The organism is Photorhabdus namnaonensis, assembly GCF_001684335.1.
GTDB lineage: Bacteria > Pseudomonadota > Gammaproteobacteria > Enterobacterales > Enterobacteriaceae > Photorhabdus > Photorhabdus namnaonensis.
In genome coordinates this window covers 96,302-114,992 of sequence record NZ_LOIC01000072.1, presented here as the reverse complement: position 1 = coordinate 114,992, position 18,691 = coordinate 96,302, and the positions used below count along the sequence as shown (strand labels likewise).

14 protein-coding genes and 4 tRNA genes are annotated in these 18,691 nt (G+C 38.4%); 10 read left to right on the top strand and 8 right to left on the bottom strand.

Going from position 1 to position 18,691, the window contains the following annotated elements:
• Positions 1–21 precede the first annotated feature (21 nt).
• From Phpb_RS12885 to Phpb_RS12860, 6 genes are all read right to left on the bottom strand, one after another.
• Positions 22–624, bottom strand: a complete 603-nt coding sequence (locus tag Phpb_RS12885) for a response regulator transcription factor (protein WP_065390668.1) — start codon at positions 622–624, stop codon at positions 22–24.
• A gap of 203 nt (positions 625–827) precedes the next feature.
• Entirely contained in the window at positions 828–1,082 is a 255-nt protein-coding gene (gene bssS, locus Phpb_RS12880) for a biofilm formation regulator BssS (RefSeq protein ID WP_036775794.1), read from the bottom strand.
• A gap of 200 nt (positions 1,083–1,282) precedes the next feature.
• On the bottom strand, positions 1,283–2,335 hold the full coding sequence (pyrC, locus tag Phpb_RS12875; protein WP_065390667.1) for a dihydroorotase: 1,053 nt from the start codon (positions 2,333–2,335) through the stop codon (positions 1,283–1,285).
• Between the two features lie 219 nt (positions 2,336–2,554).
• Positions 2,555–2,630 (bottom strand) — tRNA-Asn (locus Phpb_RS12870).
• Positions 2,631–2,890: 260 nt separating this feature from the next.
• A tRNA-Asn gene (locus tag Phpb_RS12865) sits at positions 2,891–2,966 on the bottom strand.
• Between the two features lie 246 nt (positions 2,967–3,212).
• Positions 3,213–3,288, bottom strand: a tRNA-Asn gene (locus Phpb_RS12860).
• A gap of 699 nt (positions 3,289–3,987) precedes the next feature.
• On the opposite strand from Phpb_RS12860, the gene Phpb_RS12855 reads away from it, so the two are divergent.
• Positions 3,988–5,064 carry a hypothetical protein gene (locus Phpb_RS12855; RefSeq protein ID WP_065390666.1) on the top strand — a complete coding sequence of 359 codons (1,077 nt, stop codon included), beginning with the start codon at positions 3,988–3,990 and terminating at the stop codon, positions 5,062–5,064.
• A gap of 138 nt (positions 5,065–5,202) precedes the next feature.
• Here Phpb_RS12855 and Phpb_RS12850 read toward each other — a convergent pair.
• Positions 5,203–5,278: transfer RNA gene (locus tag Phpb_RS12850), tRNA-Asn, on the bottom strand.
• A 146-nt stretch (positions 5,279–5,424) separates the two neighbouring features.
• The gene (locus tag Phpb_RS12845) at positions 5,425–5,928 is read right to left on the bottom strand and encodes a YlaC family protein (protein WP_065390665.1); all 504 of its coding nucleotides are present in this window, start codon (positions 5,926–5,928) and stop codon (positions 5,425–5,427) included.
• Positions 5,929–6,412: 484 nt separating this feature from the next.
• Here Phpb_RS12845 and cspE point away from each other — a divergent pair, with 484 nt between their 5' ends.
• From cspE to Phpb_RS12800, 9 genes are all read left to right on the top strand, one after another.
• Positions 6,413–6,625, top strand: coding sequence for a transcription antiterminator/RNA stability regulator CspE (gene cspE / locus Phpb_RS12840; protein WP_010847246.1), 213 nt, complete (start codon positions 6,413–6,415; stop codon positions 6,623–6,625).
• Between the two features lie 451 nt (positions 6,626–7,076).
• Complete coding sequence (locus Phpb_RS12835; protein ID WP_065390664.1) at positions 7,077–7,775, top strand: MgtC family protein; 699 nt, start codon at positions 7,077–7,079, stop codon at positions 7,773–7,775.
• Positions 7,776–11,246: 3,471 nt separating this feature from the next.
• Positions 11,247–11,597 carry a flagellar transcriptional regulator FlhD gene (gene flhD, locus Phpb_RS12830; protein ID WP_065390663.1) on the top strand — a complete coding sequence of 117 codons (351 nt, stop codon included), beginning with the start codon at positions 11,247–11,249 and terminating at the stop codon, positions 11,595–11,597.
• A gap of 3 nt (positions 11,598–11,600) precedes the next feature.
• A complete protein-coding gene (gene flhC, locus Phpb_RS12825; protein ID WP_065390662.1) occupies positions 11,601–12,182 on the top strand; it encodes a flagellar transcriptional regulator FlhC in 582 nt (193 codons plus the stop codon).
• Positions 12,183–12,318: 136 nt separating this feature from the next.
• Positions 12,319–13,206 (top strand): flagellar motor stator protein MotA, encoded by an 888-nt coding sequence (gene motA, locus Phpb_RS12820; RefSeq protein ID WP_065390661.1) that lies wholly within the window; start codon positions 12,319–12,321, stop codon positions 13,204–13,206.
• Complete coding sequence (gene motB, locus Phpb_RS12815; RefSeq protein ID WP_065390660.1) at positions 13,203–14,186, top strand: flagellar motor protein MotB; 984 nt, start codon at positions 13,203–13,205, stop codon at positions 14,184–14,186. Before motA ends, motB begins: the two co-directional genes overlap by 4 nt.
• Before the next feature lie 15 nt (positions 14,187–14,201).
• A complete protein-coding gene (gene cheA, locus Phpb_RS12810) occupies positions 14,202–16,226 on the top strand; it encodes a chemotaxis protein CheA (protein ID WP_065390659.1) in 2,025 nt (674 codons plus the stop codon).
• Between the two features lie 59 nt (positions 16,227–16,285).
• Positions 16,286–16,783 (top strand): chemotaxis protein CheW, encoded by a 498-nt coding sequence (gene cheW, locus Phpb_RS12805; RefSeq protein WP_015834820.1) that lies wholly within the window; start codon positions 16,286–16,288, stop codon positions 16,781–16,783.
• 165 nt (positions 16,784–16,948) lie between these two features.
• Positions 16,949–18,643 carry a methyl-accepting chemotaxis protein gene (locus Phpb_RS12800; RefSeq protein WP_065390658.1) on the top strand — a complete coding sequence of 565 codons (1,695 nt, stop codon included), beginning with the start codon at positions 16,949–16,951 and terminating at the stop codon, positions 18,641–18,643.
• Positions 18,644–18,691: the final 48 nt, after the last annotated feature.

Here is an 18,691-nt window from a genome sequence, read left to right as displayed (position 1 = left end):
TCGATTTAGTTAAAGGAGACTTTAATAGAGATATTTAAATACATTGTAAATAAAGCAGAGTTCAATTCTATTACGCACATTCATCTTTTCAGTAATGTGTCTTTTATGGGAATAGACTGTGCTACTACTGATCTTTAACTTTTGTGATATCTTGTAATTAGGCGTTTCTTTCATCCAATAATCGATAACTTTATGCTCTTGAGGACTGAAAATAGAGCAACATTGGTCGACTGTCGCTTTATGTCTCTGAATTTCCTGCAATGTAGTTTTGCTAATTTTATTAAGCAGATAGGTAAGATTTTTCTTTGCCAGAATAAAAGCATTATCCTTCAGTGTAATATGATTGTCACAATAAGGATAAGCGCTATGAAGGTATATATATATACGCGTGTTATCTATAAGAGTAATAAATTTCTGTAAATCGGAACAGTAACTGGCATGATGGCAATAGTGTGTCAAGTTAGCCAGAACGATATCAGGAGAAAAATGAGTTACAATATCTATAGCCTCGTTGATTGAAGGCGAGTCAACGATTTCAAGATTTTCAGCATTATCGCTCTGCTTTAAAAACTCGCTGATACCTGAACGGGTATAATAGCACTCTTCAACAACTAAGATTTTCATTATTGTACATCCCTGTTCCTGTTTGGCCAAACTCACAATAAACGCCCCATATATTAGTAGTCAACTCGGCAATTGTGATGGTTAAGTTAACTTAATCCGAAATTATTATATAGTGATATGGTATTCCAGACAAAATCTTTGAGATGAATTGATGGGTCTCCTAGCCGGACACCCATTTATGCGGGTGTCCGGGTTTAAGATTATTAATGTTTCGTATGGTTTAGATCGCTGTATTCTGAAGATTCGATCTTTTCAATTCCTGCCTGGAGGATGTATATCAATTGCTTTGCAATGTCAGTTGTCAACCATAAGGTTCGATCTACCATGACATGTTCTGGTGTTTGATCTTGGGAGGACAAATAGTGAAGGCGTAGCATCATTGCATCATATGTATCAACGGTACTCACATCCCAACCTACAACAGGATGCGTTTGAATAACCTCATCTTTACTGCCCATAAAACCTCCTAATCAGATCACTGCATTATTTATTAATATCATTGACTAAGAGCAAACTGCCTCATTCTCGAATGAGTCATTAGTTAGTATATGCTTTTTAATGAAAGTAAGAAGGTTTTTTGTTAGGAATTATGAGTCAATTTGTTGGTGTATTGGTAACTATGTAAATTAATGGGGATAATGACTATCCCCATGTTATATCAGTCTACTACTTTCACACTCCAACGGGCATCTTCGCCAGCCAAAAATGGAATAAGTCTTTCATTATTGCAATCGATGTGTTCAATGATGGTAGAAGGTTTGCGAGTCAACTCGATAAAGCCTTCATTGACAGGTAGTCCGTAAAATTTAGGGCCATTAAGTGAACAGAAAGCTTCAAAATGCTGTAATGCATTTATCTCTTCAAATACGGTTGCATAAGCAGCTAACGCTGATGGCGCGTTGAAGACGCCGGCACAACCACAGGAGGATTCCTTTCTATGTTGTGCATGTGGCGCCGAGTCTGTGCCCAGGAAGAAGCGATTACAGCCACTGGCGACGGCTGCCCGCAAAGCTTCTTGATGTACATTGCGTTTCAGCACCGGCAGACAGTACAGGTGTGGACGAATCCCGCCAACTAACATATGGTTGCGATTGAACATGAGATGCTGTGGAGTTAATGTCGCTGCCAGATTGTCATCGCTTTCCAGCACATATTGTGCAGCTTCTTTGGTAGTTATGTGTTCAAACACAACTTTCAGTGCTGGGAACTGGTTACGTAGTGGTTCCATAACTTGTTCAATAAAACGGGCTTCTCGATCAAAAATATCAATATGAGAAGCAGTAACCTCACCGTGAACGAGCAGAGGCATCCCCAGTTTTTCCATCACTGCTAATAGCGGATAAATATTCTTTATATCAGAAACACCGTGACTTGAATTGGTTGTGGCATTGGCAGGGTAGAGCTTACAGGCGGTAAAAACGCCTTCTCTATAACCTATTTCTATCTGAGAGCTTTCAGTAGTGTCAGTAAGATAACAGGTCATAAGAGGTTGGAAGTCATGCCCTTCGGGAATGGCTGCCAATATTCTATCCCTATAGGCTTTGGCGCTGACCACTTCTGTAATCGGTGAAAGCAGATTAGGCATGACGATAGCTCGGCCAAAGTAATGACTGGTATAGGGAACGACAGTTTTTAGCATTTCACCATCACGGAAATGAATGTGCCAGTCATCAGGGCGGCGGATTTTTATTGTGTATGATTCAGTGGTCATGAGAAACCGGCTCCAGTATATATGATAGGAATGAAAGATGCTGAGTTCAGCATATTCAGGCCGGGAATGGATGATAAAGCTAAAATGGTCGAATAGCTATTAATGAATATAATTTTTAGCAAAATTACCAACTAAATCAATTAGGTTAGGGCAATCAGAGGTGGATTTTCTTATAACAAAGGGAAAAATAAAATTTGAGGGTAAAAAAAGAAATGAATTTGGCTCCTCCAACTGGACTCGAACCAGTGACATACGGATTAACAGTCCGCCGTTCTACCGACTGAACTATGGAGGAACTCCTTCACAACGAGGCGTATATTAGTGATATGTTTCGGCTTTGTCAAAGTAGAAAATAATAAAAATAGTTTGTTTGCTGTCAAAATACACTTTTTGTTGTGTTTTTATGCTAATTAATTGAGGGTTGATGGAATTTTATTCCGTTAACGTGAGTTGAATAGAATTATTTTGCTTATGTTGTGAGTAAAATAGTAGTGGAGAACTAAGTAGAGAGGTCAGAATAGCAAAAATCCCGCATTAAGCGGGATTCTCATAATTTGGCTCCTCCAACTGGACTTGAACCAGTGACATACGGATTAACAGTCCGCCGTTCTACCGACTGAACTATGGAGGAACTCCTTAACAACGGGGTGCATATTAACGGTATGTTTTTGCTTTGTCAAAGCAGAAAATAACAAAAATGGTTTGTTTGCTGACAAACTAAACTTATTGATCTGTTTTTATGCCGAATAAGGGGTATTTGCTGGAGATTTATGCTATAGGAAGCAAGCAGGTTGATCAGAATTATTATATTACGTTGTAAGCAAATGGTGGGATTTAAAATGCAAAAAGCCCGCACTGGGCGGGCTTCTCATGAATTTGGCTCCTCCAACTGGACTTGAACCAGTGACATACGGATTAACAGTCCGCCGTTCTACCGACTGAACTATGGAGGAATTGTCCTTGACAACGAGGCGAATAGTATCTGGGTATTTTAGGCTTGTCAAAGGGGAAAAGTGAAAATTGAGTTTGATTGGTTAACCGGTGTTCAAGGTGATGTTTTTTAGCCAATTAAACCTTTCAGTTCAAGAAATATGAGAATTAACTGATGTTTGTCTATGATAATTGGATGGTGAAAATATCATCTATAGTTTCTATTTGGAAAATAATTAATAATGAGAACTAAAAATATAATTAAATATATATAGTATAATTTTATTTTGGTGTTATTTATGATGTTTTTATATTTAATGGTAATTTTCCTATTTTATCTGTTTTAACAGATCGCTTATTGTATTTTGATATTTATTATCGGATTTTCTCGTCTATAATTATTAACTGAAAAAGTAATTTGTTATCTGAATTCTGATTTGGCAAACATAATTTAACCCACGCCAGATTGAATATTAAAGGGTTTGTCATTGATAATGAAATCTCATTTACTGCTAGTGCACTAAGATATTCTCAATTTAATAATGTATTTGTATGTACATATAAATGCAATGAAATGAATAAAAACTATTCCAGAAAACATCTTAAATTAAATAATTGGTGAGGAGGTGAAGGTAATCTTAAATATAAAATAAGAAAATAATATCCCCCGAAAAGAGTGGCTAATTTTCTGGTGATTTATATAAAACAGATGAGGAAAAGTCATGAAGTTTTTAATTAATACTGATGTCGCTAACTGGGTTTCGCATAAAGATTGGTTTAACGTTCCGTTGCGATTATATGTCGTTCTACAGGATGATGACGGTTCTGTACCATTAGATACTTACAAAAGTAAAATTGTAGTGAGTGGCTTGAATGAGGGCGAATATGAAGTTGTAAGTAGCGATAACGCATTCAATCCTGTTAGTAGAGCATTTGAAATATTAGTAAAAATTAAAACAGATCAGAAGGTTAACGCTACAATTGGTTTTGAGGCTGAAGTCACGGATGCGAGCGGTGGTGTGGTAGCGAAAGCGGTTCTGAATCGATTTAAATTGAAATCAGTAGGATTGGCTGCACCTGTATATCCAGCGCATTATGATAATGTCATTAGTGGTGATGATATAAAAGCAGGAGTTAAAGTACTTTTCACTGATTCTAATATATTAGATAAACATGAATTGAAATTTGTTTTTGATAATAACAATGTTGAAGTTGTTCCTGGTGTACAAAATAGCGGTGATATTCGTAGTTTGCCTGTAAAAAATGCTCTCCTTACTGAAGGTAAGCATGATAGCCTTTATTATACTATTAGTGAAAGCGGTACTGCTAGATTTTCGGCTGTTCAACGTGTACTTGTAGAACTTGATGAAGGTTCTGAGACGGTTCAGGTCCATCGTGATTTGGAAGTACCTTACATTGAAGAGTATGATGAAAATAGGGGCCGACCAATTGGTGAAAGTATTATTGAGTATGACATCAATATTTCGGTTAGCGATGTTAAACTTAAAGACAAGCAATTGAAAAAAGGTACAGTACATATAAGAGGATATTCTGCTGACGATCGGGATGCAGGGCATTTGGTATTAAAGATAGATTCTTTACAAGGTAGTGAAGATAATGTTTTCAAATTGGCTGTAATTAATCCTGAAAAAAATGCCGATGGTCAACCGGGTGGAATTGATTTCTTTAATTATATAGGTAATGGCCTGGTGAAAATTCATTACGAAATATCATTTATTGGTGAAACGAATATATTGCATAAATCTAAAGAGAAAACTTATAAGGTGGTTTTGGACTAACTGGCTTGGTGCTCACGAATGTGTGGTTGTTTACATAGAAATAAGCCCAATTTACATTGGGCTTTTTGCGCGTTAACTATTTTTTCTAGTTATTTCATGCACACTAGAGATTCTCTTTAGCATCTCTAGGCTTAAATTTGGCTCCTCCAACTGGACTTGAACCAGTGACATACGGATTAACAGTCCGCCGTTCTACCGACTGAACTATGGAGGAATCGCTCTTGAGAACGGGACGAATATTAGCGATCAATTGAAACACTGTCAACGCAAAAAGCTTACTATTTTGTTATTTGACTGTCATATGAGCACATTGCCTTATAACTGTGCTATTTTACTGCAATTGAGTACCTTTATTCATTATCAGCTACTTATGATCGGTAACGATGTTGCTATATGTGATTGTTCAGGAAATGCCATGATATAAACATCGTAAAAATGAATTTCACCTTTCGTTTGTATAATGCGTTTGATTTCATCTTTTATTGTTAATGAAACATGGGGATGGGAACAAAGCTCTTTGATTGCGCAATCTGAGATTTTTTCGCTGACGAACCATTCGCCGTTGTAACATACCCGTAGATCAAGTACGCCGATATCATCAAACCGATACACTGGTTTGATTTCGAATAATAAAACCGCTGACATAATAATGAAGAGTACAGTAAAGGCTAGCAGTGAAAGTAAACTAAAATATGGGGTATACCAGATAAGTGCCGCGAGAAATAGGTAGGATACAAACATAGCCAAGCAAAGATAAGGATGGTTACTGATAAACTGGCGGTTAAAACGAGGTTTACCATCACGTTGTTCTTCAATGTTGATTCGTTCGAGATCCTGAATCAGTATCTGCTTAATGGTATTCATAATATTGACCTGATTAAATGGAGAAAAAATGAAATATTTTCATAACGACTTGCTTCTAAGGTTAGCATGGGGCAGGTAATCTTACGTAGATCAGTTGTCTTATTTTAATCTGCCAACTGTTATTGACTGAGATTAACATTAATGCTTTCATTAAGATAATGGTTGAATAAATCAAAAAAATTTATAACGAGTAACTCTATTTGTTAAATTGTTGCTCTAATAATGAGCATAAATATTTTTTTTAAAACACCAATGCATAAAAAGGTTGCTATTCCTTTTCTATCATGAGTTAATGCAGCCGGCCTGATAAACAGACCTACTTTATGTACGACATCTTGAGTTAATGAGTTATGTGTAAGTGTTATCCTCAGATAGCCTTTGTTGACGCGTTTCCTTCTTAGTGCCTCCATAAGTAATAGCTGATATAACTGGCCAATACATGCCCAATGGTGGCAAAATTTTTTTGATATATAGGAAAGTCACAATGTCTGACAAAATGAAAGGTCAAGTGAAGTGGTTCAACGAGTCTAAAGGCTTCGGTTTCATCACCCCAGCTGACGGTAGCAAAGACGTATTCGTTCACTTCTCTGCCATTCAGGGTAACGGTTTCAAAACTTTGGCAGAAGGCCAGAATGTAGAATTCACCATTGAAAATGGTGCGAAAGGTCCAGCAGCAGCAAACGTAACAGCTATCTGATTGCTTGGATGATTTTTAAGCCCATCGCTATTTCCTATAGCGGTGGGCTTTTTCTTGGTTAGAGTCATATCTTTCTTTACTTATTAATTACTCCTGATTATACTTCGTGCAAATTTCATTGGAGAGATAACCATTGGACAGTCAAAGTTTTCAGTTAAATAGACAATAAAACGGCAAGCTGTATATCCCTTCCGATTTACTGCTTGCCAAATAAAGCGGGCAGTGCTACTCAAAATATCTGAGCTGTACTTACTCAAAAAATAGCGTTATCTGGTACTTAGTTAAGTAACTAAGATAGTATATTGGGTTTTTATTATGCTGTTATATATTTACGCTTTGTTACCTCCTGGTATGGACAGAAAATAGGGCTGAATTAAACATTCAGCATACGTTTCTGTGTGCAAAATAAATGCACATGATTATTTATCCATTTGGTTGTATGGAGAATGTCATGTTAATAACTCCTTTTGTCTTTCATTTATTATCGGCTATGTGTTTTGGTGCATTAATTGGTGCTGAGCGCCAATGGCGCCAACGTATGGCAGGCTTAAGAACTAATGCATTAGTTGCGACTGGTGCAGCAGTTTTTATCCTCAGTTCAATAACAACTTCACCCGATAGTGCCGGTCGTATTGCTGCGCAAGTTGTTTCAGGCATTGGTTTCCTTGGTGCTGGCGTCATTATGCGGGAAGGCATGAATATTCGTGGATTAAATACCGCAGCAACCCTGTGGTGCTCGGCTGGAATTGGTGTGTTGTGTGGTCTTGGGCAATATTGGCTAGCCGCGATAGCAACTGCGATCATTCTTTGCGCAAATATATTGTTACGTGAAGCCGCTCAACGTATTAATTTACAACCCAGGCAGCAGGCCATTGATCAGGTACAGTGCTATAAAATTCACATAGTGTGTGACAGTGATGACGAAATTCTGGTGAGAACTTTGGTACTACAAGCTCTCAATGGCGTAGCTGTGAGGTTACAATCACTGAGTTTCGCTGATAGGGTTCAACCTGGAAAATTTGAAGTGCGTGCTGAAGTGTTAGCAACACTGGCAGAGCAAAAAGAAATAGAAGCAATTGTTTGTCGTATAAGTCTGGAAAAGAGCGTTAGCTCAATAAACTGGAAAATTGCTTCTGAACCCCCGATCTGAAAATCTTTTGCATAAAACAGAAATCACTAGTTCGGTAAAGAATCACCATTGACGAATGGTGGTTCGTCATAAGAAACAAATAAAGCGTTGCCTACGGTATGTTTTCTCGGTTAGGCAACGTGTAATTAAGAAACCATTTAGTGCTATTTTTCGAATAATTAAGGTGAATATTTCGCCTATGATGCTTTTATTGATACGTTGGTAATTTTAGTAAGTATAAATTATAAACAAGCAGTGAAGCTTGTGATGAGAATGGTGGTGACAGTACTGAGTTGTAGTTTTGCCGATCCTGGTACTATTTGAGTCAGATATGGGAAATGGGCTTCATCAGGTAAAAGTCGTTCGATACGGTATTTTTAGCCTTGGTCATTGTCGCTGGATTGATTGTTAACATTGCTATTCTTATATCAGAACTTAGTCGTGGTAAACCTGATATAGGTACCATTCGCGGGTACAGAAAAATTGATGAGTTGATATTTAATTTGGCTTGCTATTAGTTGCTCGTTACTACTCAGAATTTTCAGTGAAAATATCAATTATTTTCGATGGCTAAGTAGAAGAAATGATCTAAGTTTGTTCTTATATAAGAGTAAAATAGATAATAATTCTGCTTGATGGAGAATGCCGTGAAAAAATAATGGAAGTAGCCAATGGTTACCACCAGACAAGATTTTGGGGCATTAATTTAACAGTTCGATATTTATCCAATGATAAAGTAAAAACGCGGGTCATCTTTATGGTGATGAAAGAGTGATGATATTACAGGAGTTACTAACTTTCTTTGAGCCAGTAGAGATGGGAGTAGTCTCTGTTATTTCTGTATTAAGAGAGTGGAGTGGTAGCAAGAGTTCTTACCAAGGGTAACACGACTATTAGTGTCAGGATTTGTCGTGGTATAGGGTTGGAATTCAAAGTTATTTTAGCATTCTAACAAACAGAGCTGATGACTACTGAAATCTTGAGAAATGAAATCAAATTGGTATTTAAACTGCGCATCGTAAAAATCTTGTGTTGTAAAAGAACGGGTATACGGTTGGTTTCTTGATGATAACATTAATGATGTTATGGTATTGAGATCAGCTGATGTAGGAGTTTTTGTTAGCAAAGGTACAGATAGTGCAAAAAAAGCGATAGGTATTACCAGTCTTGGTAAGAACTTAAAGGGGTAAATGAGGAGTAGTTAAGAGAAGAGAGCGAGTATTATCAAGTGTTTGAATATAACGGTAAGTTTGAACTTTGGTAATGTTTTTTCAATGTTGATTAGCAGAGCTTTTATTCCATTCTTTCTGGTACAAAATATTCGTTTACTAGTACAAGATCTGATGAATGATATTTATTAGCTTTTTTATATCGGGATAAAATGGATTAAACAGTTCCTGAGGAGAACATTATAAATGAGGTATTAAAAATATTGGGTATTATATAGTGTTGGAGAAGCTAGCTTGGGGAATTTTTGGTTGTATAGATATATATATATGCATTTATTATTTTTTTAGTTAATAATTCTGTTTGTTGAGTTTTATTTCTGCCAGATTAGTGTATTGAATTGTTACCTTCTAAAATATTTTTTGTTCACATATTGCTCGTATAAAGGATGTGTTTTGTCCAAAAAACAGGGGCATTTCCAGTGTTATTGATTACATAGTTGATAATGATTCTCGATCGCTATATTCTATTTTTGTTTGATGAACTATTGGGTTTAGCGCCTTTATTCTGAGAGTATTTTCTGTGATTAGGTTAGGTTGTAATCGGTTGTTGCATTAACTATCATGTTTGATGAATAATTATAATTACTTGGAAAATTATCACTACTATTTATATGGGTAAATAAATTTCTTATCAAAATCCTATTTTTTCCATTTTTTCATGAAATATCAGGGTATTTCTGTTACCAATAATTATTAATTTCATTATTTTGGTTGTAAATGATATTGGTTTTTATTTCTATTCCTATTAATTATTTTTGCAATAAATATCAATTAATTGTTTTTTCTCTGTGCAGTTAATTATTTTATATATTCTTATCGTATGAAAAAGTGACGTTTGTGATATACATTAATGACGTCATTAGCTATGTTTTTATATGTGAAAATAGTGTTTTTGGGATGGTGATCGTAAATATCATATGAAATAATGAAAGACGGAAAAATGACTTTTAATATTTTACTTTTTTTGTATTATGAGAATATGTGAGTTCGGAAATGGTGTGTGTTTTTTATTTAAATATTAATCTGTAAACTATCCATTTCTTGTATTATATAAATGGTGGTAATTTAATTTATGATGGATATTTAGTAAGGTTATATATTTTTGTGATTTGAAAATTTTTATTGCTGGAATTGTATCTCTTATGGAGCTTTAAATCAGGTTTTAAGGGTAATAAATCACATTCAATCCGTTTAAAATGCCTAATGTTTTTAAAATATATATATTGATAATGTGTAAATTTAATTAATGGTTAATTTGAAGTACGAAGATTCAAGATGAAAAAGATAAAGTAATCAATCGAAGTATTTTGCGTATTGTTATATTATAAGGTATGATTTTTGATAAATTTTTCTAATGTTTTTTGTCGCTATTTGGGTTGTCAGGAGTCGAAATAGACCGATTTTTCTGGTTATCTCTATGCTGGATATTGATTGTTATGCAATCAATAAAATGTTGTTATAGTTGTTTTTTTATTCATTATCTTACTGTATTTTATGCTATTTTTGTATGGTTAGTGATATCTGAACGTGATGGTATACATTTTCAGTTAAGCCTTTGGATTAAAAAAAGTACAAATCTAAACGAAAAGTGATCATACCAGTATCTTTTTTGCAACCAAATTTTACATAAAATTAATCTGCTTTATCGTACAAATGGAGATACCGGATCTCAGAATAAGATTATTGTTTACACTTGTTACTCAAGGATAAAATTGTCTTTTGGGGTGTTAGTTTGACTCAGGATAGGATTTTTTATCGTTATTTTAAATTTATAAGTTTAATAGATCGTATAAAATCAAAAAATATATCTAATATTTTTATTTAGATAATTTAACTTATTAAAATTGAGAATTCGGATTTTATTTAATTGTTTGAATGTTTAATGAGCAACTCATCGATTAAATGCATATTAAAAGCCCTTGTTTTTGTGAGTTATGTCACATAGTATTTAAAATTGCGCTCTCTTTCCGTTGTATAAGTTGATGATTCAGGAGTAAAGTTGTTCCGTATTAAGAATATTCTTAATCGCCAATGAAAAATGTTATATCAGGTAACGCAATAATACTTTTGTAGCTCACTACCGTAATATTTTTGAAGTTGGATGAATCAAAAGTAATACAAAGGATGGTTACTACTCTGACTAAGCCTGTATATTTTAGTTATGTAAGAGATTATTAATCCCTAAGCTATTTTAGGAATTTTGTCACGAGTGGTTTTTCGAACACTTAACTGATTTTTTAATGTAATCGGACGGGATAGAGAAATGAGTACGGTTGAATTGCTCAAACATATTTATGACATAAATTTATCGTATTTGCTTTTAGCTCAGCGATTAATTAACCATGAAAAAGCGTCAGCGATGTTCCGTTTAGGTATTAGTGATTCTATGGCTGATATGTTGTCTGAATTGACATTACCTCAGTTGGTCAAGCTCGCTGAGACTAATCAATTAGTCTGTAATTTCCGGTTCGAAGACAGTGAAACTATTCAGCAGCTTACTAGGGAATCTCGTGTGGATGATTTACAACAAATACATACAGGCATTTTGTTATCTACTCATTTGTTTCAGAAGTTATCTTCGAAAGACGATACGTCAGTGAAAAAAAGAGCATAAGAGATGGCCGAGAAAAGTATAGTTCAAGAAGCTAAGGATATACAGTTGGCGATGGAACTCATCACTTTGGGGGCACGGTTACAGATGCTTGAAAGTGAAACGCAATTGAGCAGAGGGCGATTAATTAAGCTTTATAAAGAATTGAGGGGGAGTCCCCCGCCCAAAGGGATGCTGCCTTTTTCAACAGATTGGTTTATGACGTGGGAACAGAATATTCATTCATCGATGTTCTATAATGCCTACCGTTTTTTACTCAAGAGTGGTTATTGTGAAGGTGTGGAAGCTGTTGTTAAAGCGTATCGACTCTATCTTGAACAATGTCCTCCTGTTGAAGGAGACGCCCCGGTTTTGGCGTTGACTCGTGCCTGGACTCTGGTTCGTTTTGTCGACAGTGGCATGTTGCAACCTTCACAGTGCCGTACCTGTGGTGGAACTTTTATTACTCATGCTCATCAACCTGTGAATAGCTTTGTTTGTAGCCTTTGCCAACCGCCATCACGTGCAGTAAAAAAACGTAAACTTTCCTCTGAGTCTGCCGATACTAATTCACAACTGCTGGATGGACTTGCTCAGCACGCAATGTGAATTTAAATGGGAAAATTATTCCTACAGGTTACAGATTAGTGCTTTTTCTCTTGTAACCTGTATTGAAACCGCAACCATTCTGGATTCAGACTGTTCAACTTCCCATCCGCTCACCAACCTAGCTAAAGGATATCGCGTGTTAGTATTTTTAGGATATATCGTAGTTTTTGGTGCGGTAATCGGTGGTTACCTGATTGTAGGTGGTCATTTAGGCGCACTTTATCAACCCGCTGAATTTTTAATTATCACTGGTGCTGGTATCGGTGCTTTTATTGTGGGTAACAACGGAAAAGCAATTAAGGCAACATTGCGTGTTTTGCCAAAGGTAATGCGTAGATCTAAATATAACAAAGTGATGTATATGGATCTGATGGCGCTGCTTTTCCGGTTGCTAGCAAAATCCCGCATGCATGGTGTCTTAGCATTAGAGCGAGATATCGAACATCCTCAGCAAAGTGATATTTTCACCCAGTATCCGCGTTTGCTTAAAGATAAGCATTTGATGGATTTTATCACTGACTACATGCGATTGATTGTGAGCGGCAATATGAATCCTCATGAAATTGAAGCTTTGATGGATGAAGAAATTGAAACTTATGAACAGGAAAGTGAGATCCCGGCAACCAGTTTGACGATGGTTGGAGATTCTCTTCCTGCTTTTGGCATTGTCGCTGCTGTTATGGGGGTTGTTAATGCTTTGGGTTCGGCAGATCGCCCGGCAGGAGAGCTTGGCGTGCTGATTGCTCATGCGATGGTTGGGACATTCCTTGGTATTTTGCTGGCCTATGGTTTTATCTCTCCACTGGCGACATTGTTACGTCAACGCAGCGGTGAACATATTAAAATGATGCAATGCATTAAAGTGACATTGTTATCCAGTCTGAATGGTTATGCTCCGCAAATTGCTGTTGAATTTGGCCGTAAAACACTATATCTCACAGATCGTCCTTCTTTCACTGAGCTGGAAGAACATGTTCGCCGGGTAAAAGCACCTGTCCAGCAAGAAACTGAAGAACAAACATGAAGGCGCGTAACGTCTCTGTCATTAGGGTAAAAAGACGTAAAAGAAATGGCATCAAACATCATGGTGGTTCATGGAAGATTGCTTATGCTGACTTTATGACCGCCATGATGGCATTTTTTCTGGTTATGTGGCTGCTGGCAATTTCCAGCCCGCAAGAACTGACCCGAATTGCAGAATATTTCCGTACTCCGTTACAAGTTGCAATCAATAAAGGGGAGCGTAGCAGTGATAGCTCCAATCCTATTCCGGGAGGAGGGGAAGATGTGCTTCATCAGGAAGGAGATATTATGCGTCAGGTTGAAGTCGTTGAAGCTAATGATGAGGCTCGCAAATTAAATAGGCTACGTGAGCAACTTGATCAATTGATCATTACTGATCCTCGCCTTAAAGCATTACGTCCACATCTGTTGATTGACATGATGGATGAAGGGTTACGTATCCAGATTATTGACCGGGAAAACCGGCCAATGTTTATGGTTGGCAGTGCGAAAGTTGAAAGTTACATGAGTGACATTTTACGGGCTATTGCACCAATCCTGAACGATATTCCTAATAAAATCAGCCTATCCGGTCATACCGATGACTTGAAATATGCCAATGGCGAACGTGGTTACAGTAACTGGGAACTCTCCGCAGATCGGGCGAATGCATCAAGGAGAGAACTGTTAATGGGTGGGTTGGATGAAGGAAAGATATTGCGGGTGGTTGGCATGGCTTCAACGGTTCGCTTGAAACAAGAAGATGCCAGCGCACCGGTTAACCGTCGCATCAGTATTTTAGTGCTCAATAAACAAGCGGAAGAGCGGATTGAACAGCAAAACACCGGCAGCGATTCCCTGATTATTAATGATAGTCAGGAAATTCACGAGGTGATTGGAAAGGATTCGGCTGAAAGCAGGCCAACACAACAGTCCAATGAAATCACAGTATCAGTTCAGCCAGCATCACCAAATGCTGAACCTAATCGTGATACCGACTAAGGTGACAAAGTAACAATGGATATTACCGCGTTTTATCAGACCTTTTTTGATGAAGCAGATGAATTGCTGGAGGATATGGAGCAGCATCTATTGCAGCTCGATCCTGATGAGCCAGATCAAGAACAATTGAATGCTATTTTTCGCAGTGCTCACTCAATAAAAGGCGGCGCTGCGACTTTTGGTTTTATCAAACTACAGCAAACCACACATGTTCTGGAAAATTTGCTGGACAGCGCTAGACGAGATGAAATGAGTCTGACGACTGATATTATCAACCTGTTTTTAGAAGCGAAAGATATTATGCAGCAACAGTTGGATGCCTATAAAAGTTCTCAGGAGCCGGATGAAAGTGCGTTTACCTACATCTGTGAGACTTTGCGCCAGCTTGCATTGGAAGTACAGGAAGAGAATGAAGGCGGGGTTGAGTCTGTTATAGATGCGGTGATGCCTGAATCAGAGCCGGAATTAAAATCGGAGCCTGCTGCGACTGAAAACCGGCAAGAGCAAGGTAGAATTCGGGTTCACCTTTCTGGTCTGAAAGAGCGTGAAGTTTCTTTGATGCTTGATGAATTGGGTAATCTGGGGGAGGTTTATGATGCTGAACAGACCAGGGATAGTGTTGAAGCATCATTGGTAACATCAGCCACAGAGGACGATATCACCGCAGTGCTCTGTTTTGTGATTGAACCGGAACAGATCACTTTTTTGCCGGTAGCTGAATCCAAAGACAAAGTTAAAAATCAAGATACAGCTAAAGTCGTTAAAACAACGACACCGGAAAAAGGTTCCGTACCGCCTGTCGGGCGCCCTGCGCCGACACCACCGGCTGGATCGCCACGTCAACGAGCGGAATCTTCCAGTATTCGGGTTGCGGTTGAGAAGGTTGATCAACTGATAAATCTGGTGGGTGAATTGGTCATTACCCAGTCGATGTTGGCTCAGCACTGTAACGCTCTTGAACCGACTTCACATGGTGATTTGCTAAATTGCATGGTTCAGTTACAGCGAAATTCCAGAGATTTGCAAGAATCTGTGATGTCTATCCGTATGATGCCAATGGAATATGTGTTCAGTCGTTACCCGCGTTTAGTCAGGGATCTGGCTAGTAAGCTGAATAAAAAAGTGGATCTCACTTTGGTTGGCAGTTCCACTGAGTTGGATAAGAGTTTAATCGAGCGCATTATTGATCCGCTGACTCATCTAGTCCGTAACAGTCTGGATCATGGTATTGAAGAACCAGAAGCTCGGCTTGCGGTGGGTAAACCTGAAACAGGCAACCTGACGCTTTCTGCTGAACACCAGGGAGGAAATATCTGTATTGAAGTCGTGGATGACGGCGCCGGGCTAAATCGCGAAAAGATTCTGGCTAAAGCGATGTCACAAGGATTGTCGGTTAGTGAAAACATGAGCAATGAAGAGGTTGCTATGTTGATTTTCGCGCCGGGGTTTTCCACTGCTGAGATTGTGACAGATGTATCTGGCCGCGGTGTAGGGATGGACGTAGTTAAGCGAAATATTCAGGAAATGGGTGGTCAAATCCAGATTAACTTCCAGGCCGGTAAAGGGACAGTGACGCGGATTTTGTTGCCTTTGACACTGGCAATCCTCGATGGTATGTCAGTGAAAGTGAATGACGAAGTGTTTATTTTGCCATTGAGTGCGGTGGTGAGTTCTCTTCAACCGCAGGAAGAAGATATTTATCCACTGGCTGGTGATGAAAAATTACTGCATGTCAGAGGAGAATATTTACCACTGATTAAGTTATACCGAGTTTTTGATATTCCTGAGGCAAAAATAGATCCGACTAAAGGAATTGTTGTGATTGTACAAAGTGCCGGCCGTCGTTATGCCTTACTGGTTGATCAATTAGTTGGTCAGCATCAGGTGGTTGTGAAAAATATCGAAAGTAACTATCGCAAAGTGCCCGGGATCTCCGCTGCCACAATTATGGGAGATGGCAGTGTGGCGTTGATTGTTGATGTTTCTGCCTTGCAACAACTCAATCATGATCAATTAGCACTCAGCAAAGCTAAAAAATAAGCACTGAATGGGGAATATCCCCAAAGAAAATCGTCAATCTCACAGTAAAAGGTAGGATCATGTCGGCCATAGAAGCGTTTAATAAATTGTCAGGAGAAACTGCCGGGGAAGGATATTTGGTTTTTACCCTAGGTGATGAAGAATATGGTATCGAAATACTGAAAGTACAGGAGATCCGGGGCTATGATCAGGTTACCCGTATTGCAAATACGCCGGCATTCATTAAAGGAATAACCAATCTGCGTGGCGTTATTGTGCCTATTATTGACCTGAGAATTAAATTTGCTCAGGAAACGGTTACCTATAATGATAATACCGTTGTTATTGTTTTGAATCTGTTAAACCGGGTGGTTGGTATTGTAGTTGATGGTGTTTCGGATGTTTTATCGCTCAAAGCTGAACAAATCTGTCCGGCGCCTGAATTTGCAGTAACATTATCTACCGAATATCTAACAGGATTGGGTTCACTTGATGATCGCATGTTGATTTTAGTGGATATCGAGAAACTGCTTAATAGTGAAGAGATGGCGTTAGTAGATTCAGTGGCTAAAAACTAACCATAAAATGTGACTGCCATCATCGACAGATGGCAGCCAATTTTGTCTATATTCCCGTTAAGTCCAGATCAGAAAAATATTCAAATTTCTTTTATTCAACCAGTAAAGTTTCCTTTGGTGATGCCGATAACAGAGCCATGCTGATCTATTGTAAAAAGGGAAAATATGTTTAACCGAATGAAAATAGTGACCGGGCTGATGGCGGTCATCATATTATTTGGTGCTCTGCAATTTATATCCGGAGGGCTTTTCTTCCATGAGTTGAAAAGTAACAAAGAAAATCTAGAAATACTGGATAAAATGCGTGAACAGCAGACATTTTTAAGTGACACTTGGGTTAATTTGTTGCAGGCCCGTAACAATTTGAACCGTGCTGGCATTCGCTACATGATGAAAAAAGATGAAGGTGTTGATAATTACTACACGTTAGAGCAGTTACTAACTGATGCCAGAAGTAACTTGTCTATCGCGGAGCAGCGCTTTGAACAATATGAACAGACCGCTAAATTGCCTATTCATGAATCAGAAAGTCTTAATCGTCTAAAAAAAGCCTATGATGTTTATATTTCAGCGCTTCATGAACTTATTGTTTTGCTTGAACATGATCAGGCGGTAGAATTTTTCAACCAGCCAACAGGAAAATATCAGAGTGTTTTTGAAGAAGAATATAACTTCTATTTGACCCAAAACGATCACCTCTATTCTGATGTTGTATTTGATGCGAATATCTCCTACAGAAATGCGATGATTATGTTGGGTATTGTCATGCTGATTCTGGTTTCAGCCATGATTTTCAGTTGGGTTAGCATCAAGCATAGTTTGATAAATCCACTAAACAAATTATTGGAAAACATCAAGGCGCTTTCTACCGGTAATTTGACGCGAAATATTACTGTTTCAGGCAGAAATGAGATGAGTACGTTAGCCATTGGCCTGAAACATATGCAAAAAGAATTCATTACTACTGTCAGTAGCGTGCGTCAAAGTAGCGAAAGTATTTATAACGGAACCAGTGAAATTGCCGCCGGAAATAATGATCTCTCTTCGCGCACGGAAGAACAAGTCGCTTCTTTGGAAGAAACCGCCGCCAGTATGGAGCAATTGACCGCGACGGTACGTCAGAATGCGGAAAATGCTCGTCAGGCAAGCAACCTGGCTGACAGTGCTTCTGAAATTGCCCGTCGGGGTGGGAAAGTCGTGGCGAATGTTGTACAGACCATGCGTGAAATTGCCGGTAGCTCTCAGAAAATTTCTGATATTACTAGTGTTATTGATGCTATTGCGTTCCAGACTAACATCCTGGCGCTGAATGCCGCTGTGGAAGCCGCACGTGCCGGCGAACATGGGCGAGGTTTTGCTGTTGTGGCAGGTGAAGTGCGAAATCTCGCACAGCGTAGTGCTGAGGCGGCAAAAGAGATCAAAGCATTAATAGAAGATTCAGTAAGCCGCGCGGATACCGGTTCAGTCCTGGTTGAGAGCGCCGGTGAAACAATGAATAACATTGTCAGTTCAGTAACCCGTGTCACTGACATCATGGGTGAAATTGCATCCGCATCCGATGAACAAAGCAGAGGAATAACTCAGGTTGGTCTGGCTATCTCCGAAATGGATCGTGTCACACAGCAAAATGCGGCTTTAGTTGAGCAATCCGCCGCCGCGGCTGCCGCACTGGAAGATCAGGCGGCGGGATTGAAGAAATTGGTTTCTCTGTTCCAGTTACCGAGTCTTGACGATAAGCCTCAGTCGGAAACAAAAACTGAGCATTTGCCTGTGGTTAAGACTCCTCCCGCTAAATCGAATCCACCGGTGTTGAAGAAAGTCAATAATGTGGAAGAACAAGCTAATTGGGAAACATTTTAAAACACTAAGCGATAACCACGGCTGCGTATGCGGCCGTTAACAGAGGTG